Source organism: Propionispora sp. 2/2-37 (assembly GCF_001298735.1).
Taxonomy (GTDB): Bacteria; Bacillota; Negativicutes; order Propionisporales; family Propionisporaceae; genus Propionispora.
On sequence record NZ_CYSP01000005.1, the window covers coordinates 72,011 to 92,743 of the forward strand.

Consider the following 20,733-nt stretch of genomic DNA (forward strand, 5'->3'; position numbering starts at 1 on the left):
AGTTAATGGACTCATAAAATCACCTCCTTATTTACTGTTTACCTCCTGCTCTGCCACGACATGTCCTTCTTAAAATGCTGACAGGGCGTAAAAAAAAAGAAGGCCTTTACGGCCTTCCCCTTTCTGGTAGACTAGCTGCGTTGAAATCTTATGTAAATTTTTGTCCCGGCCGGGCCTGTATCAATGTCCAGTTGAGCATTGTGCCTGTGAGCAATGCGATAACAGATGGCCATACCCAGGCCGGTACCGGTTGCTTTGGTAGTGAGGAACGGTTTACCCAGGTTGTCGAGAATCTGCTGGGGGATGCCTGGCCCCTGATCGGTGACGGTCAGTACAATTTCATCAGCAGCGGTATCTGTTCTAATATGGAGCCTGCCCCCTGACGACATAGCTTCGATGGCGTTGCGGGTCAGATTCAGCAGGAGTTGTTTGATTTCCTTGGCATCAAGATACAGGTCGGGAATTTTACCAAGTTCGAGGCTGGTCTCAATATTGGAGGAAACAGCATCCGCCTGAATCAAAGGATGTATGGATAATATAATTTCGTTAAGGCTGCATTGCTTCATGTTGATGCTTTTATCCTTACTTAGCGCAAGGTATTCGGTAATAATATGGTTGGTCCGGTCAAGTTCGTCCAGTATTAGATTAAACTGTTCATTGTAGTGTTGAAACTCCTGCTTGTTGCGGAACAACTGCAGATAGCCGCGTACCGTGGTAAGGGGATTGCGGACTTCATGCGCGAGGTTGGCGGCCATCTGCCCAACAATGTTCAAGCGGTCAAGACGTGCCACATCCTGTTCCAGCAGAACGCGCTTGGTAACATCGCGTATAATTCCCTCAACCGCAACCGGTTTGCCGTCGGAAGCGCTAACAATGGTTTGTTTCGGTTCTACCCATACCATGTCGCCGTTTTTATGTTCCATCCGGAGTATCGCAGATTCATTAAAGCCAGGCGGCGACTTAAGCAGCTTTTTGAATTTTGTCCGGTCATCGCGATGAATAATGCGCATGACCGCACGAAACGTTTTTAAATCAGCCGCCTCATAGCCGGTAAGCTGTTTCACAGCCGGGCTGATATATTCGAATCCGGCAGGAGCAAGCAATTGATAGCGGTAAATGACATCGGTGGCGTTCTCGGCCAGCAAACGATAATACTTTTCCTTAGTGGCAAGTTCGTTTCGCATTTTTTCAAAATAAATAAAAACCGTGCCAATTGCGACGATAGACCTCAGTAATCCATCAATCAAATAGCCCCAGGGTACAAACCAACTAACTGACAACAGAAACGGCATATCCAAGGTATGCAGGCCAAGCAGGATAAAGGCCCAGGTCGTCAGCCGCTTGCCTAAGCCGCGAATGTTGACTTCCCGGACAACAATGCCAGTACCAATATAGGTAAGTCCGATATATACAATACCGGGAACAATATATACTTCTGTAGGCATTTCCATTAGCATTGCTGAAGTACTAACTAGAAGGATTATTATACTTGAAATTATCCAAAGTCTGGGGACACGTTTGCCGACTAGTTTTAACGTTCCCATTGTCATAAGCAAATTGTAAGAATAACAAAGTAATAAAAATATGATAATCAAAGGTACAGATGATCGTTCAATAAAAGAGATTTCGAAAAAAACAATTCTGATTTCATGCAAAATCCATGCAATCATCCACATCGCCAGATAGGTATGCTTATATTGAAAGTAAAGATATGTATAAGTTAAAACCATTAAAAAGGTGGCAATAATGTTTGCCGTAACAGCGGTCTCCATCGACATGAAATCAACTCCTAGAGGTAGTCCGTGATTAAGTTTATATTGGTTATAAGAACTTTTATAATATTAATCCGGTAATTTGAGCTATAAAAAATTTGATATATCCTAATTTTCTAGATAAACATCCAAATCCCTCCTACATATTTCCATATATTCCAATACTAACCGACAATTCTTTCTGCTTTTCGATAAAATTAACATAAATTTTTGTCGGCCCCAGTGAACTGCGGGACAGGCTGACTGCTGAAATTAGGTTTTTTGTTGTGATATAATAAACGAAGCGACAAATAAAGAGTTAGGTACAGGGGGACAAAAGCATGTTGAAATCTCAGGGGGCAATGGTTGTGTTCAGTGGCGGACAAGACAGCACGACCTGCCTGTTTTGGGCCAGAGAACAATTTGGGCAGGTGGAAGCCATCACATTTAACTACAACCAACGTCATAAAGATGAAATTAAATTCGCTCAAAAAATATGTACGGATTTGTCTATTCCCCACAGTGTATTGGATATGAGCTTGCTGAATCAGCTGACAGCCAATGCGTTAACACGTGACGATATTGCCATTGCCTATGGCGAGAATGGAAATCCCCCCTCGACTTTTGTTGACGGGCGGAATTTACTGTTCCTGTCGTTTGCAGCCATTGCCGCAAAACAGAAGGGCTTCCGGCATATTGTAACCGGAGTATGCGAAACCGACTTCAGCGGTTATCCGGATTGCCGTGATGTTTTCGTAAAATCGCTGAATGTTACCTTGAATCTGGCAATGGATTACCAGTTTGTACTGCATACACCGCTGATGTGGATTGACAAAGCGGCCACCTGGGAAATGGCGGATAAAATGGGTAAACTGGAATATATAAGGGATAATACGCTCACCTGTTACAACGGTGTAATCGGCAGCGGCTGCGGTGATTGTCCGGCCTGCAAGCTCCGCAATGAAGGCTTGCGCAAGTATTTGGAGCGAAGGGGAAGATGACATGACTGGATTTACCATTAAAGCAACCAAGATTTTTACCTTTGATGCCGCCCATTTTCTGGTTGGGCACAAGGGAAAGTGTGCATCGACACACGGCCATACTTACCGGCTGGAGGTTACGGTATCACGGAAAAAGCAGGCAGCCATAGCCGGCGGTTCCAGCGATAGTATGGTGATTGATTTTACAGATTTGAAAAAGATCGTCCATGAAGAGATTATCGATCAGGTTGACCATAAAATGCTCAATGATGTGTATGATTTCCGGACCACCTCGGAGAACCTTGCCGTTCATTTTTTCCGCGTGCTCACCGGCCGTTTAGACCTCCTGGACATTCAGGTGGAACGGATAAAACTTTGGGAATCGGCTTCCTCCTATGTTGAGGTGGAAACATGAGCGGGTCATACCCTGTCATTGAGCTGTTTGAAAGCATACAGGGCGAAGGATATTTTCAAGGGCTCGGGGCCGGCTTCATTCGTCTGGCCGGCTGCAATCTGCGCTGTTCCTGGTGTGACACCAGACAGGCTTTGACGCTGGAAAAGGCAGCCCTGATGACCATTGATGAAATCCTGCGGGCCGGAAGGTTTACACAGCCCCGTGTTATTATTACAGGTGGCGAACCTACCCTGCACGATTTGGGGCCTCTGGTAAAAGCGCTTAAATCTGTGGGGAAATATGTATGCCTCGAAACCAATGGGACGAATCCTGTTCCGGCGGAGTGGGGCATCGACTGGATTACCGCTTCCCCAAAACCGGACAGCAACTATGTTCTTCGCTGCCGCGCCGATGAATTGAAATATGTGGTGGACAGCACGTTTGCGGCAGCCGTTGTCTCTGCCGGGGCTGTGCCGGCAGAGCGGATTTATCTTCAGATTGAAGGAGGCAAAGCAGAATCAGCCGCTAAAGCGTACCAAATTGTTATGGAAAATCCTCATTTACAGTTGCGGGTTGGTACGCAATTGCACAAGATGATTCATGTGGAATAGCCTTCCGGCAATTCATAGTAAAGCTATTGCCGTTTGAAGCCTAACTGGCCGCTGCTAGGGGCCTGGTTTTCGGAAATACTTGCACAGAATACGGAGAAAAGCTTACAGAACTTACCGCCAGACAAACCGACAGATTTGTATTATAATATTCCTATAAGAGAATTGCCCTCAGAGGCAATTTTATTTATATTCAGGAAGGTAGTGAACAGTGTGAAACCGCAACGGGAGAATATTCGGTCCATGGGGTTAATCGGCAGTTTGATCTCATATTTTTTCGTTGGCCGCAAGAAAAAAGAATCGCTCAATCAACCGGGAAAAAGTGAAATTGCCGCTGGAAAGCATCCCAAGGCAGAGCATGGAGCAGAAATTTCCCAAGTGACAATTTCAAGAATATAAACTTTGCATTATTTTGACACAGAGCCGTAGACGGAGTTTGTCCGTTTGCGGCATTTTAAATTTCGCTTTTAAAAAGCCGGCACGATTATCATTGCCCGGTAAAATATAACTACCGCCGATTTTATAACCTGAATATACGCCTGTATCGGTTTCAGGAAGTCGGAAAATGCGTTGAATTTTACTCTGGCTCATTCCTTTTTATAGCAGAGAATATGAAAATGATGGATGTTATAACCAGCACCAGTATTTGTCCTGTCATAAATTTGTCATTCTTTCTCTGTAAGATAAAATCGTAAGGATTTTATGAAGGAGAGGAAAGAAAATGAGGAAAGGGCTAGTTTTTGTATTGGTCGGTCTGTTTATGCTGGCATGGTCCGGCAGTGTTTTTGCGTGGTCACCGGAATTGGAAGGGCAGCCGGAGGATTTCCGGCTGGGGAGAAGTCAGGGGTATTTTATCTGGCATGATGATGACGGGCTTCATCTTAGAACAACGACTAAATATAGATCCCATATATTCAGCGGGATTTTACATACAGACGGACGGTTTACAGACGTAGACGGTGTACGGCTTGAAGATAATGACCGGTATAAGGTAAAACAGGGCGGCCATACCATAGATTTTCGCTTTGATACTTCTGGTGGTGCAGACGGCATTGATTTTAAGGTATCGGGCGGTAAAAAAGTGGAATTTGAATTATATATGGATGGACACAGAATTTCTCCGTATAAAATTTATGGCGGAGAAGATAATTGGCATCCGGAGTCCAACCGGTTTAAAATTAAGAAATAAAGCATAAATAGTTAATCCCCGGCGCTTACTGCCGGGGATTAACTATTTATGCTTGCATCAGTCGGCCAGCAATAAACTGACAGCCATGATCAGCATTCCGGATATCAGTCCGTATATGGACAGGTGATGTTCGCCAAATTGCTCGGCTGCCGGCAGTAATTCGTCAAAAGAGATAAAAACCATAATGCCGGCAATGATGGCAAAGGTAAGTCCAAGAACAAATTCATTCAAAAACGGCTGCAGAAACAAGTAGCCGATGATGGCACCTACCGGTTCAGCCACACCGGACAAAAAAGAGTAAAGGAAAGCCTTCTGTTGACTGCCGGTTGCATAAAAAATCGGCAATGAAACCGCAATTCCTTCCGGAATATTGTGAATTGCAATGGCAACAGCGATCATCATCCCCATTGCCGGGTCATTGATGGTGGCTAGAAAGGAGGCAATCCCTTCGGGGAAATTATGAATGGCAACGGCAAGTCCGGTAAAAACTCCCATCCGTAATAATTTTTGATCTTTGTGTTCCTGACTGCCTGCCTTTTCCACATGGCTGACTTCATGCGGGTTTACAGGGTGGGGAACCAAACGATCGATGAGGCTGATTAACAGCATGCCGCCGAAAAAGCCGCCCACAGCAAGCCAGCCTCCCAGCGAATGCCCTGCATAATGCACCAGGGAAGCTTTGGCTTCGGACATCAGTTCGATCATGGAAACATAAATCATAACCCCGGCGGAAAATCCCAGAGCGGCACAAAGCAACCGGGTATCTGTCCGTTTGGCAAAAAGTGCCATCAGACTGCCGATTCCGGTGCTTAAACCAGCGAAGGAAGTCAAAGCAAATGCCAACCAAAAGTTTTCCTGCATCGTTCATCTCCTTTTTATTAAAAAGTTTGGTAAGTTACTTATTATGTAGTATTTGTTGCAATTCCGTAGATATGGAAAATATCGGCTTTAGGTGTATGAGGAAATATTGCTATAAACAGTATTTAGACTGCAAAACAGAAAAATCCTGCTGCTTTTCGGGCAGGATTTTTTGCAATCACAATACAATTTCCGCAACCATCCTCCGATCGATACTCGTTGATCCGGGCGGAGCAGGAACAAAACGGGAGATGGGTAAACCCAATTATAGGCCGGTTGCCGGTATAACCGATGGTGTTATTTATGCCTGGTTAGCGGCAGGAACTCCCTGCATAAATAGACGAATAGGAACACGCTGCCGCCGACGGCAATCCACGTAAACCAGGGGCTGTCGATGATCCACTGCCAGCGGCTGCCGATAGCGGCCCCGGCCCCGAGGAAAATGGTAAGCCAGAGGATGGCGTGAACCATGTCGTAGACAAGAAATTTAACGATAGAAATACCGCTGATCCCGGCAACATAAGGGGTAATATTTCCTATCGTCGGCAGAAAGCGGCCACCGACAATATAAAGCGGAGCTGATTTTTGCAACAACTCCTGTGCTTTATCGATACGCTTGGGCGTTAGCTTGATATAGCGCAGCCACTTTTTTATAAAGGCTTCTCCAATATGGCGCCCGATCATAAAGGCGGAAAACGAACCGAAGAGATAGCCCAGCAGCGATATCAGCCAGGCCAGAACAATGTTAAACTCTCCCTGTTTGGCTAAAAAACCTGCAAACAGTACCAGTACGCTGCCGGGAAAAGGCAGCCCAACGGCTTCCAAAAATACTCCGGCGAATACCCCTGTCAACCCCAGACTGCTTAAAAAGTCAAGAATCCTGTCAAACACAATTAACCCTCCCAGCCTATTATGTCTGACAATGGCATTAAATATTTATCCGGTTATTGAGTCCAGAACGGTAGAATAAGTAATCATCATGCTTAAAGCGCTATTGGCAAGAAAGTTAGCAGCCGGTTCTCACAGTGCCTGCATCTGCGACATAAGCTATTAGCAGGAGGCGATGCAATGGAATCTGCATTAAGGCTCTTAATACTGGCTCTAGATGGAGCTGATCCACATTTTATAGAGCGAAACAGAGACGATCTTGCAAACATTAGTATGCTGATACAAGAAGGAACATGGGGCTGCGTAGCTGGGCCGCCTTTTTCTTATGACCGCTGGTTTTCTTATTATTCCGGTCTAACTCCTGAACAACACGGTATGGAAGCGCTGCGGGTGTCCACGACGGGGCGGGTCACACTCCGGGATGCCAATGTGCAAAACTTTCTATGGGACTACGCAGCTAATGCGGGACTGCGATTCGGCATGCTGGGGGGACTGGGGTGTGAACCTCCCAGGACAGATGCCGGATTCTGGGTTAACTTTTATTTTGACCAGTTTTATCCTGAACAAGCCGGATCGTTTTGTACTAATCTCTGGACACCGATTTTTCCTTATCCTGTATGTGATGAGATTGCCACGAAACCGTGGAAGGATGTCAACCCTGAGGCAATCATAGCCTCGTTGGAGCGGTATGATTGGAATCAGTTAATTGCATGGGCTGCACAGCGGCAGGCACGGCAACGCGATATGCTGGATGCGTTAATGGCCCGTTGGCCTGTAGATGTTCTTTGGTATTACGGGTTTGAACTGGATTGGAGTCAGCACATCGCTGCGCACCGGCCGGATGTATTGGTGCCATGTTACCAGATTATTGATCAGACATTAGGTCATCTGCTGGAGAAGTATAGGCCCGACAATGTTTTAGTTGTTTCGGATCACGGTTTGATACCAATCGGGACAGATATGCCCTATCCCAATTTAAAAGTATTGCCGGGGGTGGGGGCCTGCCTGCCCCTGGAAGACCGGCAAGCTGTCTGGACAGGTGAGCATTATGCCCTATCTTTTTATGTATTTTCCGGACCGGGGGTGGAAAAGAATAAGCGGGAGGATATAGATTTTATGCAGATATTTCCTCTCATTATGAAGGGGATGGGAGTTTTATCCGGCACAGTAACACCGGAAGCGTTACCAGCAGGTGTTCCGCAACCACCGCTGGACGATGCAGATATTTGGGAAATACGGGCACCACTTTATAGTCGGTTGCAATGGGTTGAGCGAGAAGATCTCTTAAATTTTATGATCAGTCATTGTCAGGCATGTGAAAAGGACCGCGTACTGGATTTAGGGACGGGAACGGGAATCGTAGCAGCAGCACTTGCCTCTAAGGCCGGTTGTGTTATCGGTATCGACAAAGAGCCGGCTATGCTGGAACAAGCAAAAACAGCCTGGCCCCAGGTGGAATTCCGGCAAATGGATATCCAAAAACTTGACCTGCCGGATCAATATGTCGATTTGGTCACTGCCCGTATGGTTCTTCATCATGTCAATGATATTGCACGGGCTTTGTCGGAAGCCAGAAGAGTATTGACGGCTGGGGGACGAATTGTTTTATGTGAGGGAATACCTCCTTCCGAATCGGTACTTGAGCGCTATAAGCAAATATTTGCTTTAAAGGAGCCGGGGCGTCATATATTTACGGAAGCCTTACTATTGCAGTTATTGGATGAAGCAGGCTTTACCGACTTGAAAGCATATTCATGCCTGATTCCTCAGATCAGCTTGAAAAACTGGCTTTCCGGTTCCGGCTTATCGCAGGAAGTATGTGACCGTATTGAAGAACTGCACCGGTCGGCAGATCGCAATTTTTGGGAAACCTATAATATGAAAGAATCCGGTGACGACCTGCTTATGGATTGGAAGTTTGCCGTCGTTACCGCATCCCGCGGACTACATCAAGTATAGACACCAAAACTTTTAGACGAGTAGAGGCTCTATTATCTATATGTTCTGTGAACTGATTTAGCAGGATTTTTCCATTTTATGGCCAATTATGAACGATAGTTAAGTATCAACAGCGGCAAAAGAACTCCTTCGCCGGCTGCCGGCAGGTAAGCTGGTGCAAGCTTGACGGAGAAGCATAAACTAAATCCGGGATGATGGTTGCGGGAGAGAACGCCGTACAGGCGACACCGAAGGAGCAAATTCTTGTTGAAACTCTCAGGTAAAAAAACCGTAACCGGACCAAACTCTGGAGAGCATACTTTCGATAGAGCTGATCGGAAGCTATTGAAGGTGTCACCGATGGGGAGCTCAGTTTGAGCGAATCTCTCAGGTTCAAGGACAGAGAACAAGAGTAAAGAGCGATTGACTTTACTTTTGTTTTCTGTCCTTTTTTGTCTTTACGCGGTTGGAAGACATTTAAGGGATAAGACCGGCGGGAACGGAAAAAAGTCGTCGACGAGGCAGGACAGGGAGGGGGATGCACCGGATTTGGTTTTGTGAGTAATAAAGTTTGGTTTTAGAGAGTAAAGGTAGAATTGGTGACAAGAACATGATGTTGGGAATGGAGTGTTGTTTATGACTGCAAAACAGACGCCGCTCTATGACACCCATTTACGCTATGGCGGCAGAATGGTGGAATTCGGCGGCTGGCAACTGCCGGTTCAATATTCGGGCATTAAAGAGGAACATCAGTCCGTACGGACAGCAGCCGGTTTGTTTGATGTGTCTCACATGGGCGAGGTGACCGTGGGAGGAAGAGAAGCCCTCGCTTTTTTGCAAAAGCTTGTGACCAATGATGTCGCCAAACTCGGCAGCAATCAGGTGTTGTATACGCCGATGTGCTATCCCTGCGGCGGTACGGTAGATGATCTTCTTGTCTATAAACAGGAAGAAGGCAGTTATCTGCTGGTGATCAATGCTGCAAACATTGAAAAAGACTGGAACTGGATGCTGGAGGTTGCCGAAGGCTTTGCCGTAGAACTTGGAAATGTTTCGGACCAGACGGCTCAACTGGCCTTGCAGGGTCCCCTGGCGGCCGGCGTATTAGCTAAACTCACCGGCGCACCGCTGGATAGATTAAGCTATTACCGCTTTTTCCCTGAAGTGGATGTGGCGGGAAAACAGGTGCTGGTATCAAGAACCGGCTATACCGGAGAGGACGGGTTTGAACTCTACTGTAAACCTGATGAAGCCGTACACTTGTGGGAGGCCCTTATGGCGGCAGGCAGCCCGCTCGGCCTTCTCCCCTGCGGTCTGGGCTGCCGGGATACTTTGCGGTTTGAAGTATGTTTCCCCTTGTACGGGCATGAACTTTCCCGGGATATTTCGCCCGTTGAGGCCGGGATCGGGATGTTTGTCAAACTGGATAAAGGTGATTTTATCGGCTGCAACCCGTTACGTGAGCAAAAAGAGCGTGGACCTAAGCGGAAAATCGTAGGCTTTGAAATGCTGGACCGGGGGGTTGCCAGGGGAGGCTATTCCGTTTGGGTTGACGGCAGTCAGGCCGGGGTTGTCACGACAGGCTCTTATTCGCCTTCCCTGAACAAGAATCTAGGCCTGGCCCTGGTCGATGCCGGTTATGCGGAGACAGGAAAAACGTTAGCGATTGAGATCCGCGGCAAGCAGCTTGCCGCCCGAATCATTGCTAAACCATTTTACAAAAGAGGGGGCAAATAAGGATGGATATTCCCAAAGAATTGAAGTATTCCCAAGATCATGAATGGGTTAAGGTGGAAGATAACATCGTTACGATTGGTATTACCGATTTTGCGCAGTCCCAACTGGGTGATGTCGTTTTTGTGGAATTGCCGGAAGAGGGGATCGCGGTGCAGGCCGGTGACAGTATTTCGGTTGTTGAATCAGTAAAAGCCGTTTCCGATATTTATGCACCTCTTTCCGGCAGGGTTGTTCAGGTCAATGCATCTTTAGCCGATAGGCCGGAGCAGATTAACCAGGACGCTTACGGCGCAGGCTGGATTGTAAAAGTGGAAATGAGTGATTCCGGCGAACTTGAGAACCTTTTGGACGGCAGTGATTATCAGCGATTGATCGAAGAGGGAGAAGACTAGATATGACGCATAGTTACCTTCCTCATACCTCACGGGACCGGCAGGATATGTTAACTGCCATTGGTGTCGACAGTGTTGAAGCATTATTCCGGGATGTGCCGGCCGATTTGCGTATGGACGGTATGCTGAAGCTGCCGCCGGCACTTGCCGAATCAGAGCTTGTTCGGCATATGCGGCACCTGTCCGGGGAAAATACCAGTCTTCAGGATGTAACTTGCTTTTTGGGAGCCGGTGCCTATGATCACTATATTCCCAGTCTTGTCGATCATATCCTTCGCCGGTCGGAATTTTATACCGCCTATACACAGTACCAGCCCGAAATATCGCAGGGATATCTGCAGATATTATGGGAATTTCAGTCCATGATTTGCGAGCTCACCGGCATGGCGGTGGCCAATGCTTCCATGTATGACGGGGGAACGGCCGTAGCCGAGGCCGTGCTGACGGCTTGCGCAGGCACGGGCAGACGCAGAGTAATCATATCCCGGGCTGTTCATCCGCATTACCGGGAGGTTGTCGAAACCTATAGCCGCGATAAAAGGATAGAACTGGTTTCCGTTCCTTATGGCGATGGGGTAACCGATTTTGCCCGGCTCGCAGCCGCAGTCGATGATGCCGCAGCGGCTGTAGTGATTCAGTTTCCTAACTTTTTCGGTTGTGTTGAGGATTTGAAGAGCATTTCCGACATGACTCACGCCAAAGGTGCCTGTGTAATTGCCGTAGTGGACCCTATCAGCTTGGGCATTCTGGAATCTCCGGGACTTCTGGGGGCGGACATTGTTGTCGGTGAAGGGCAGAGTCTGGGGCTTCCCTTGTCTTTTGGCGGACCGTACCTTGGCTTTTTTGCCGCAACGGAAAAATTCATGCGGAGAATGCCGGGACGCATTGTCGGACAGACGGGAGATAACAGAGGCAACCGCGGATTCGTCCTGACCCTGCAGGCCAGAGAACAACACATCCGCCGCAACAAAGCAACCTCCAATATTTGTTCCAATGAAGCTCTTTGCGCGTTAGCGGCTGCGGTTTATCTCGCTACGCTTGGCAAAGAGGGTTTTAAAGAGGTTGCCGGGCAATGCCTGCAAAAAGCCCATTATGCCTACCGGGCCTTGCAGGCTTTGCCGGGATGCCGGCCGGTATTTACCAGCCCGTTTTTTAAAGAGTTTGTTGTGCGCTTAACGAAACCGGTTGCTCTGGTAAACGCCGGGTTATTGCGAAAGGGGATTGCCGGTGGTCTGGATTTAGGCAAGTATGATGCAAAACTGGAAAATTGCATGCTCCTGTGTGTAACCGAAAAACGGACCAAAGCGGAAATTGACCACCTGGTTAGTGAAATGGGGGCGATACTATGAACCGGAAACTGTTGTTTGAAATGAGCAGGCCCGGACGTTCTGCTCTGGATGTAAACGTTCTGGATGTTCCCGCAGAAAATGTGGAAACCCTGATCCCGGCTCATCTGCTTCGCCGGCGCGAAGCCGGGCTGCCGGAAGTGAGCCAGCCTGATCTGGTTCGTCATTATACCCTGCTGTCAAACCGTAATTTTGGTGTGGATTCGGGCTTTTACCCGCTTGGCTCATGTACGATGAAGTATAATCCCAAAGTCAACGAGGATGTTTGCCGCTATTCCGGTTTTGCCGACATTCATCCGCTGCAGGACGAAAGCACAATACAGGGGGCTTTGGCACTCTACTACCATATGGAGCGGTATTTGGCGGAAATTGCCGGCATGGATGCCTTTACCATGCAGCCGGCAGCCGGTGCCCACGGTGAACTGACCGGATTGAAATTGATCAAAGCCTATCATACGGCCAGAGGGCAGGCACGAACCAAGGTCATTATACCGGATTCGGCACATGGCACCAATCCGGCTTCAGCCACTGTTTGCGGTTTGGAGACAGTGGAAATCAAATCCGATGACGACGGGTCCATTAATTTGGCTGCTCTAAAAGCGGCGGCGGGTCCGGATACGGCGGCTCTGATGCTCACCAATCCAAGTACGTTAGGGCTATTTGAGAAACAGATTAAAGAGATTGCCCAAATTGTTCATGAAGCCGGAGGACTCTTGTATTATGACGGAGCTAATATGAACGCTCTTATGGGGATAGCCCGCCCCGGTGATATGGGATTCGACGTGGTTCATCTCAATCTGCACAAAACTTTTGCCACACCTCATGGTGGCGGTGGACCGGGAGCGGGACCGGTAGGAGTGAAAAAAGAACTGGTTCCCTTTTTACCTGTTCCGGTTGTGACTTATGACGGCAATAAGTATGCTCTTGACCAGGAGCGGCCGCTTTCGATTGGTCGGGTGCATTCCTTCAACGGTAATTTTGGTGTTATTGTCCGGGCTTATGCCTATATCCGGACAATGGGGGCGGAAGGCTTAAGAAAGGCCAGCGAGGATGCAGTTTTAAATGCCAACTATTGTCTGAGCCAGCTAAAGCATGACTATTTTGCACCCTTTGACCGGTATTGCATGCATGAATGCATTGTCGCTTCCAAATATCAAAAACAATTTGGGATCAAGACAATTGACATTGCCAAACGCCTGCTGGACTATGGTTATCATCCGCCAACCATATATTTTCCACTGATTGTTGATGAAGCTATTATGATTGAGCCAACAGAAACGGAAAGTAAAGAAACGCTTGACGGCTTTATCCAGGCTATGAAGCAAATCGCAAAGGAAGCAGGGACAGATGCGTCGCAAATCACACAGGCACCGCACTGCACGGTGGTCGGAAGGCTTGATGAGACCGGGGCGGCGAGAAAGCCGGTAGTGAAATGGAAAGCCTAGCTATGCTGGCCAGGGAAGGCTGGCAGCTATGCAGACAGCATTTCGGACCGGAAATATATTTTTCTTATCCGACCCAAACGCAGGCGGTCAGCGTTACCGGCAGCCATTGTGAATTAAACTGCGCCCATTGCAGCGGCTATTACCTGAAGGGAATGAAGCCTCTTCAGGCGCTGAAGGAGGGAGCAGTCAAGGCCGGCAGTCTGCTGATCAGCGGCGGGTGTACGAAGGAAGGCAGGGTTCCTGTTGCCGATTATATCGATCAAATACAAAAACTTAAACATAATCGCAGGTATAATATCCATGTCGGTCTGGTCGATGACGCGGATATTGAGAAAATAGCTGCCGTTGCCGATAAAGTTTCTTTTGATTTTATCGGGGACTCCTCAACCATCCGGGAAGTACTTGGCCTTGACCGGACGGTTGAGGAGTATGCCGCCTGCTATAAAAGACTGAAAGAAAGCTGCCAGGTTGTTCCGCATATTTGCATTGGCCTGCACGGCGGCGAAATCAGGGGTGAATATCAGGCGATTAAACTTCTGCAGGAACTGGGAGCCACTGCGGTTACTTTTATTGTTTTTACTCCGACAAAAGGGACCCCTCTGGCGAACTGCAAGCCCCCCTCGCTGCAGGAAGTGATAGCCGTTCTGGTTGCGGCGCGCAAGGCGTTTACTGCTATTCCGCTGCAGCTTGGCTGCATGCGTCCAGGCGGGAGATATCGTCAGGAACTGGACCTGTGGGCTGTGCGGTCAGGAATTAACGGTATTGTTAATCCGGTGCCGGCCGCCGTGCGGATGGCCGGGCAACTGGGACTTAACAGTAAACGCCGGGAGGAGTGTTGTGTGTTATGACTCTTTGGAAACTATCGGCGGGTACCGCCAGTGTGATTGGGATTAAACGGATTAAAAGTGCAGCCCTCCCGCGAACGGCGTATATTATGCTGGGAGAAACCTGCCGCAATCATTGCAGTTTTTGTTCGCAAGCCGCCGGCAGTCAGGGAAAACGCGATTTTCTCTCCCGTATCAGCTGGCATGAGTGTAGTGCGAGGGAGGCAGTGCCGCCTCTTGCACAGGCCTACGCCGAAGGGGGAATTAAACGAATTTGCCTGCAAGTGGTAGATGGTGAAAATACCCGGGAAACGACGCTGGAAGCATTAAAGCAGCTTCAAGCAGGAGGAATTGGTGCCATCTGTGTTTCCCGGAATCTGCAAACTGCGGGGCAGGTCCATGAACTGCTGGCTTCCGGTGCGGAAAAAATCTGCATTGCCATGGATGCAGCCGCGCCGGACATTTACCGGCGGGTAAAAGTGGATAGCTGGGAGAGTAAGTGGAAGCTGTTGATGGAATGCGCCCGCTTATTTCCGGGGAGAATCAGTACGCATCTGATCATTGGCCTTGGTGAAACCGAGGAGCAAGCCGTCGAGTTTATCGCGGATTGCACGCAAAGAGGTATTACGGTAGGTTTATTTGCCTTCACGCCGCTGGCGGGAACGCCTTTGGCCGCTGCCCAGCCTCCTGCGATCGGGCAATACCGCCGGGTACAGATTGCCCATTTCCTATTGCGTAAAGGCTATGAACGGGAGGTTATACGCTGTGCCGGCGGCCGGATAGTCGATATTGCCGTACCCGGTATCTGCTCGCTGCTGCTAGATGGCAGCGCTTTTGAAACAACGGGTTGTCCTGATTGCAACCGGCCTTATTACAACGAACGGCCGGGTGGAACCATGTATAATTATCCCCGTCCCCTGACGGCAGCGGAGACAGAGCAGGCCATCGGGGAAAGCGGTCTTGGCGGTGAGCAGCGTGGACTGGCGTATTATTGATACAGGCCGGCAGAACGGAGCCATGAATATGGCCATTGATGAAGCGATCATGACGGCCCACGGCGAAGGAAAGGTTCCGCCTACACTGCGATTTTACGGCTGGAGTCCTGCAACACTTACCCTCGGTTATTTTCAGAAGGCTGAAAGTGAAGTGGATGTAAAAGAGTGCGCCCACCGGGGGATTGATGTAGTCCGCAGGTTGACCGGGGGGCGGGCAGTACTGCATGATGCCGAATTAACCTATAGTATTGTGGTCAGAGAAGCTGAGCCTTCGATACCGAAAACCATTACGGCCTCATACCGGCATTTTAGCCAGGGATTGCTGGCAGGACTGGCGCATCTTGGCATTACAGCCCGGATGAGCATGCCTGCTGCAGCTTATGGGCAGGTCGGAAGGAAGCGGCCTTCTTCGGCAGCCTGTTTTGATTCCCCCTCACATTATGAGATTACTTGTGAGGGACGTAAGCTGGTAGGCAGTGCGCAGGTACGGAAACATGGCGTTATTTTGCAACATGGGTCGATTTTGCTGGATTGTTCACCGGAAAACTTAGTTTCCGTGCTCAAACTGCCGTCGCCGGAAAAGCGCCTCCTAATGGCGGATATGTTATCCCGGCGTATCATTTCCATCAGGCAGATCAAGGGCAGAGCGGTAAGCCGGGAAGAACTCCGTGATGCGATTGGCTCAGAATTTGGCAAAGTTCTGGGGATAGAAATGACATTGGGAGATTTAACCGGGGAAGAGAGAAGAACCGCCGAAGGCCTGGTAAAAACCAAATATGGCCGGGATGAATGGAATTTATTGCGCTAGTAAGGGGGACGGAATATGGATTATGACGTTGCGGTTATCGGCAGTGGGCCGGGTGGCTATGTGGCTGCCATCCGGGCCGCTCAGCTTGGAGCAAAGGTTGTACTTATTGAAAAGGACAAATTGGGTGGAGTGTGTTTACATAAGGGGTGCATCCCTACGAAAACCTTGCTGAAGAGTGCCCAAAAGTGGCAAGAATTACAGCGTTGCAGTGACTTTGGCCTAAGAGCGGAGCATATCGGATTTGACTATACTTTGATTCAAAAGCGAATAATGCAGGTCACGGAGCAAATACAAAAAGGCATTGCCCAACTGGTAAAAAGCAATCGCATTATGTTAAAAGAAGGAAGAGCGGCTTTGAACGGATCCCAACAAATTTCTGTTGCGCTGGGAGAGCGGGTGGAAGAGATCACGGCAGAACATATTTTACTGGCGACAGGATCGTCGGCTATGACTTTGCCTGTGGAGGGAAGTACTTTACCGGGAGTTATCACGAGCGAGCAATTACTGCAGCTGCCCGAAGTCCCCCGCAGTCTGGCTGTTATAGGAGCCGGTGCGGTAGGAATTGAATTTGCCGCCATATGGCAAGCTTTCGGCTGCAAGGTTACGGTAGTCGAAAGAATGCCGTCGATATTGCCCAATATGGATGATGAAATTGTCAAACGGATGGCCCTTCTCCTGCGTAAACAGGGAATAACGATGTTGACCAATACCGCTGTTGCGAAGATTAAACAGACTGGAGACGGTCTGTTGGTCATGGCTGCCAAAGACGGTACGGTTCAGGAAATCCCGGCTGAAAAAGTGCTGGTATCGGTCGGACGGAAGCCGGTTGTTGAAGGATTCGGGCTGGATACGGCCGGAGTTGCTTATGATCACAGGGGAATTAAGGTTGACGAACATATGGAAACGTCCGTGAAAGGGATATATGCGATTGGTGATGCAACCGGTACCTATATGTGGGCGCATGCGGCCTCGGCTATGGCGATGGCGGCCGCTGACCATGCTTGCGGAAAACAAGTTTCCGTCAATAATACGGCCATTCCCGGTTGCATTTACACCACGCCTGAAATAGCCACCGTCGGCCTGACCGAACAGGCGGCATTAAGCCAGGGAAAAAAAATTAAAATAAGCAAATTTAATTTTGCCGCCAATGGCAAAGCCGTGTCCATGGGCGAGACTGATGGGCTTGTTAAAATGATTGCCGATAAACAGACAGACAAAATTTTGGGGATGCATATTATCGGTGCCCATGCCAGTGACCTGATCATGGAGGGAGCTTTGGCCATCCGGAACGGGCTGACGGCCCGGCATATCGGGCATACCATTCATCCCCATCCCAGTCTGTCGGAAACACTAATGGAATGTGCCCATGGTATCTATGGCCCTGTTATCCACCAGGCTCCTGCTCCGGCAGCGAGACAGCGCAGCTAAGCAATTGCTGCAAAGAAAGAATAAACCAGCCAAGGGGCTGGTTTATTCTTCATCAGGCGCTTCCGGACCCTGGAGTTGATACTGGTAGAATACCAAATCCAGCCACCGGCCAAATTTATATCCGGCTTTTTGAATTGTACCTGACTTGTGAAAGCCTAACTTTTCGTGAAACAACATACTGCCTTCATTGCTGGCATCAATTCCGGCGACTAAAGTGGCATACCCTTTGGCGTTAGCAAACCGGATCAGTTCCTGCATGAGGGCGGTTGCGATATGTTTTCCCCGATGGTCTTTATGGACGTAGACGGAATGTTCGATGGTATACTTATAAGCCGGGTAGGGTCTAAAAGAGCCGAAGGTTGCAAACCCGGCTACAAATCCATTTTCCTCGTATACCCAAACCGGATGGCCGGCACTTAGTTTTTGTTCATACCATAATGTTCTGTCCTCTAAGGAATAAGGTTTATAGTGATAGACTGCCGTAGTATTGACTATGGCATCATTATAAATCTCCAGGATGGCGCTTAAGTCACCGTATTCTGCGTAACGAATCATGAGATACCTCCGGAATGTAAAGTCCATGGTCAAAGGTGTTGATTTTTTAGTTCGACAAAAACGTTATGCATCCTGCCGGAGGTTTAGGAAGATTAACGGCATGCAGATGACACTTTAGTCTTCGTGTATGGAAAAATAGATAATCTATGCAGTAGAAGTTTAAAGATTTAGTTTTCATTTCTGTTTAAGTAGAGTATACTTTTTCCATACAAAAGGGGGAGATGAAAAGGTGAGACTGGAGGAATTGATCAACCGGCACCAGCAGGAACTGAATCAGACCGATTATATTATCTGGAAATATATCTATAATCATAAAAATGAATGCCGTAAAATGTCGGTGCATCAGTTGGCAGCAGCCTGTAACGTTTCCAGTACTACTGTTGTACGGTTTGCCCAGAAATTGTCATTGGACGGCTTTAGCGATTTAAAAGCGCTGCTGAAAATGGAAAAGGAGTATGCGGTGTGTCCGGAAGAGAATGCCGTGAAAAAGATTATTGACCAGTATCAGCGTGTCAGCCGGGAGATGGAGAAGAAGAGTTTCAAGCGAGTGAATGAACTTCTCTATAATGCAAAGCGCACCATTGCTTATGGCTCCGGTTATGTTCAAAGTAATGTTGTTAAAGAGCTAAAAAGACTGTTTCTGTTTGACAAAGTACTGATTTACGAAATACAGGGCAAGGATGAATTGACCTCCATCGTGAAGACGCTGACGCCGGAAGATCTTGTTATTATTGTATCTTTAAGCGGTGAAACCCCTTTGGCGGTTGAAGTGGCACAACAGCTTAAGCTGCGGGGCGTGCCGCTGATTTCATTTACCCGCCTGCAGGAGAATACCCTGGCCGCTCTGAGTACTGAAAATATTTACATTGAAACGTCGGAGTTTCCTCTTTACACCGACCAAAGCTTCCCGACGTACAAATCTATGATGATTTATTTTCTGGTTATTGAAATCTGGTTTATCAAGTATCAAGCATATGAAAAAGAGCAAATACAATTGAAAAAAGAGCTGTAAATGAAGGGGCAGCCTCAATTTTTATTGAGCCAGCCCCTTTGGTTTTATAGATGAAACAAATTACAAAAAATGGAACAAAATCCATGATGGTGATAGAAATCCAGAATGCGGAAAATCCGTTGATAGCCGCTATGAAATATTCTATGATGAGTAAGAAATCCCGGGATGGATTATGTTGAAAGGATATCAGCTCATGAAAAAATCATCTGTTGTTATAGCCGGCGGCGGTAGTACGTTTACCCCCGGTATTGTTTTAATGCTTCTCGATCATTTGGAACGTTTTCCGATTCGGCAGATTAAATTTTATGATAATGATGCCAAACGTCAGGAAATCATTGCCAAATCCTGCGAAATCCTGCTGCGGGAAAGGGCGCCGGAAATTGCATTTAGCTATACCACTGATCCGGAACAGGCCTTTACCGACGTTGACTTTGTCATGGCGCATATCCGTGTCGGCAAATATGCCATGCGGGAGCAAGATGAAAAAATACCAATGCGTTATAACGTACTCGGACAAGAGACCTGCGGTCCCGGCGGGATCGCTTATGGTATGCGTTCTATCGGCGCCATCATTGAAATGATTGACTTTATGGAGAAATATTCCCCCAATGCCTGGATGCTAAATTATTCCAACCCGGCCGCTATTGTTGCCGAAGCAACGAGAAGGCTGCGCCCAAAGTCAAAAATCATTAACATTTGCGACATGCCGGTCGGCATAGAGGAGCGTATGGCTGCTATTCTTGGACTGAAAAGCCGTAAAGAAATGCAAGTCATGTATTATGGTCTGAATCATTTCGGCTGGTGGAGTGATATCCGCGATAGTGCCGGACGTGATTTAATGCCGAGGATAAAAGAACATGTGGCAAAATACGGCTATGTCGTTAATCCAAAAGCGCATCAGGAAACCGAACCCAGCTGGAATGACACCTACGCAAAAGCAAAGGATGTTTATGCTGTAGATCCGGATACGCTGCCCAATACCTATTTGAAATATTACTTATTTCCGGATTATGTCGTCAAGCATACTGACCCGAATCATACCAGGGCTAATGAAGTGATGGAACATCGCGAAAAAAATGTCTTTGCTATTGCCCGTGAAATCATTGAAAAAGGAACGGCAAAGGAGTGTAAGTTTGAGGCGGACGCTCATGCAACGTATATTGTCGATTTGGCGGATGCGATTGCTACCAATACGAAAGCCCGGATGTTGTTGATTGTTGAAAATGGTGGGGCCATTGAGAATTTTGATCCGACGGCCATGGTCGAAATCCCCTGTATTGTCGGTTCGAACGGTTATGAAAAGGTTTGCATCGGCAGGATTCCACAGTTTCAAAAGGGCCTGATGGAACAGCAGGTATCGGTTGAAAAACTGGTTGTAGAAGCCTGGATCAGCGGCAGTTATCAGAAACTATGGCAAGCTTTGACCTTATCTAAAACGGTGCCAAGTGCTTCTGTGGCCAAACAAATTCTTGATGACTTAATTGTTGCCAACAGGGCTTACTGGCCGGAATTAAAATAAGGATGCTGAATTTTTGGATATTGGACTGTAATAGCGGAGATTTAGGAATGGCGGATCTTCCAAGGC

General features: G+C 48.0%; 20 protein-coding genes and 1 riboswitch. Of the genes, 16 read left to right on the top strand and 4 right to left on the bottom strand.

Annotated features, from left to right (window positions below):
- Nucleotides 1–131: 131 nt before the first annotated feature.
- On the bottom strand, nucleotides 132–1,778 hold the full coding sequence (locus tag P22_RS06465) for an ATP-binding protein (protein WP_069972772.1): 1,647 nt from the start codon (nucleotides 1,776–1,778) through the stop codon (nucleotides 132–134).
- Between the two features lie 314 nt (nucleotides 1,779–2,092).
- Here P22_RS06465 and queC point away from each other — a divergent pair, with 314 nt between their 5' ends.
- From queC to P22_RS06495, 5 genes are all read left to right on the top strand, one after another.
- On the top strand, nucleotides 2,093–2,752 hold the full coding sequence (gene queC / locus P22_RS06470) for a 7-cyano-7-deazaguanine synthase QueC (protein ID WP_054259417.1): 660 nt from the start codon (nucleotides 2,093–2,095) through the stop codon (nucleotides 2,750–2,752).
- A 1-nt stretch (nucleotide 2,753) separates the two neighbouring features.
- Nucleotides 2,754–3,146, top strand: coding sequence for a 6-carboxytetrahydropterin synthase QueD (gene queD, locus P22_RS06475; protein WP_054259418.1), 393 nt, complete (start codon nucleotides 2,754–2,756; stop codon nucleotides 3,144–3,146).
- Nucleotides 3,143–3,736, top strand: coding sequence for a 7-carboxy-7-deazaguanine synthase QueE (locus P22_RS06480; protein WP_054259419.1), 594 nt, complete (start codon nucleotides 3,143–3,145; stop codon nucleotides 3,734–3,736). The genes queD and P22_RS06480 overlap by 4 nt, the downstream gene beginning before the upstream one ends.
- Nucleotides 3,737–3,976: 240 nt before the next feature.
- Nucleotides 3,977–4,132: a hypothetical protein gene (locus P22_RS20420; RefSeq protein WP_156318877.1), complete on the top strand. Its 156-nt coding sequence runs from the start codon at nucleotides 3,977–3,979 to the stop codon at nucleotides 4,130–4,132.
- 322 nt (nucleotides 4,133–4,454) lie between these two features.
- Nucleotides 4,455–4,922, top strand: coding sequence for a hypothetical protein (locus tag P22_RS06495; RefSeq protein ID WP_054259422.1), 468 nt, complete (start codon nucleotides 4,455–4,457; stop codon nucleotides 4,920–4,922).
- A gap of 57 nt (nucleotides 4,923–4,979) precedes the next feature.
- Here P22_RS06495 and zupT read toward each other — a convergent pair whose 3' ends face one another.
- Nucleotides 4,980–5,783, bottom strand: coding sequence for a zinc transporter ZupT (gene zupT, locus P22_RS06500; RefSeq protein WP_054259423.1), 804 nt, complete (start codon nucleotides 5,781–5,783; stop codon nucleotides 4,980–4,982).
- A 294-nt stretch (nucleotides 5,784–6,077) separates the two neighbouring features.
- On the bottom strand, nucleotides 6,078–6,671 hold the full coding sequence (locus P22_RS06505; protein WP_054259424.1) for a DedA family protein: 594 nt from the start codon (nucleotides 6,669–6,671) through the stop codon (nucleotides 6,078–6,080).
- A gap of 177 nt (nucleotides 6,672–6,848) precedes the next feature.
- On the opposite strand from P22_RS06505, the gene P22_RS06510 reads away from it, so the two are divergent.
- From P22_RS06510 to lpdA, 9 genes are all read left to right on the top strand, one after another.
- Nucleotides 6,849–8,627 (top strand): methyltransferase domain-containing protein, encoded by a 1,779-nt coding sequence (locus tag P22_RS06510; protein WP_054259425.1) that lies wholly within the window; start codon nucleotides 6,849–6,851, stop codon nucleotides 8,625–8,627.
- A gap of 191 nt (nucleotides 8,628–8,818) precedes the next feature.
- Nucleotides 8,819–8,908, top strand: a riboswitch (glycine riboswitch).
- Nucleotides 8,909–9,242: 334 nt separating this feature from the next.
- Nucleotides 9,243–10,343, top strand: a complete 1,101-nt coding sequence (gene gcvT, locus P22_RS06515) for a glycine cleavage system aminomethyltransferase GcvT (protein WP_054259426.1) — start codon at nucleotides 9,243–9,245, stop codon at nucleotides 10,341–10,343.
- 2 nt (nucleotides 10,344–10,345) lie between these two features.
- Entirely contained in the window at nucleotides 10,346–10,735 is a 390-nt protein-coding gene (gene gcvH / locus P22_RS06520) for a glycine cleavage system protein GcvH (RefSeq protein WP_054259427.1), read from the top strand.
- A 2-nt stretch (nucleotides 10,736–10,737) separates the two neighbouring features.
- Nucleotides 10,738–12,084: an aminomethyl-transferring glycine dehydrogenase subunit GcvPA gene (gene gcvPA, locus P22_RS06525; protein ID WP_054259428.1), complete on the top strand. Its 1,347-nt coding sequence runs from the start codon at nucleotides 10,738–10,740 to the stop codon at nucleotides 12,082–12,084.
- A complete protein-coding gene (gene gcvPB, locus P22_RS06530) occupies nucleotides 12,081–13,526 on the top strand; it encodes an aminomethyl-transferring glycine dehydrogenase subunit GcvPB (protein ID WP_054259429.1) in 1,446 nt (481 codons plus the stop codon). Before gcvPA ends, gcvPB begins: the two co-directional genes overlap by 4 nt.
- Complete coding sequence (locus P22_RS06535; RefSeq protein WP_054259430.1) at nucleotides 13,514–14,374, top strand: radical SAM protein; 861 nt, start codon at nucleotides 13,514–13,516, stop codon at nucleotides 14,372–14,374. Before gcvPB ends, P22_RS06535 begins: the two co-directional genes overlap by 13 nt.
- Nucleotides 14,371–15,345 (top strand): radical SAM protein, encoded by a 975-nt coding sequence (locus P22_RS06540; RefSeq protein ID WP_054259431.1) that lies wholly within the window; start codon nucleotides 14,371–14,373, stop codon nucleotides 15,343–15,345. Before P22_RS06535 ends, P22_RS06540 begins: the two co-directional genes overlap by 4 nt.
- Complete coding sequence (locus P22_RS06545) at nucleotides 15,326–16,153, top strand: lipoate--protein ligase family protein (RefSeq protein ID WP_054259432.1); 828 nt, start codon at nucleotides 15,326–15,328, stop codon at nucleotides 16,151–16,153. Before P22_RS06540 ends, P22_RS06545 begins: the two co-directional genes overlap by 20 nt.
- A gap of 15 nt (nucleotides 16,154–16,168) precedes the next feature.
- A complete protein-coding gene (gene lpdA, locus P22_RS06550) occupies nucleotides 16,169–17,581 on the top strand; it encodes a dihydrolipoyl dehydrogenase (protein WP_054259433.1) in 1,413 nt (470 codons plus the stop codon).
- Between the two features lie 42 nt (nucleotides 17,582–17,623).
- Here the strand turns inward: lpdA and P22_RS06555 are convergent, their stop codons facing one another.
- On the bottom strand, nucleotides 17,624–18,136 hold the full coding sequence (locus tag P22_RS06555) for a GNAT family N-acetyltransferase (RefSeq protein ID WP_054259434.1): 513 nt from the start codon (nucleotides 18,134–18,136) through the stop codon (nucleotides 17,624–17,626).
- Between the two features lie 229 nt (nucleotides 18,137–18,365).
- Here P22_RS06555 and P22_RS06560 point away from each other — a divergent pair, with 229 nt between their 5' ends.
- On the top strand, nucleotides 18,366–19,148 hold the full coding sequence (locus tag P22_RS06560) for a MurR/RpiR family transcriptional regulator (protein WP_054259435.1): 783 nt from the start codon (nucleotides 18,366–18,368) through the stop codon (nucleotides 19,146–19,148).
- A 193-nt stretch (nucleotides 19,149–19,341) separates the two neighbouring features.
- Nucleotides 19,342–20,667: a 6-phospho-alpha-glucosidase gene (locus P22_RS06565; RefSeq protein WP_054259436.1), complete on the top strand. Its 1,326-nt coding sequence runs from the start codon at nucleotides 19,342–19,344 to the stop codon at nucleotides 20,665–20,667.
- The last annotated feature ends 66 nt before the right edge of the window (nucleotides 20,668–20,733 follow it).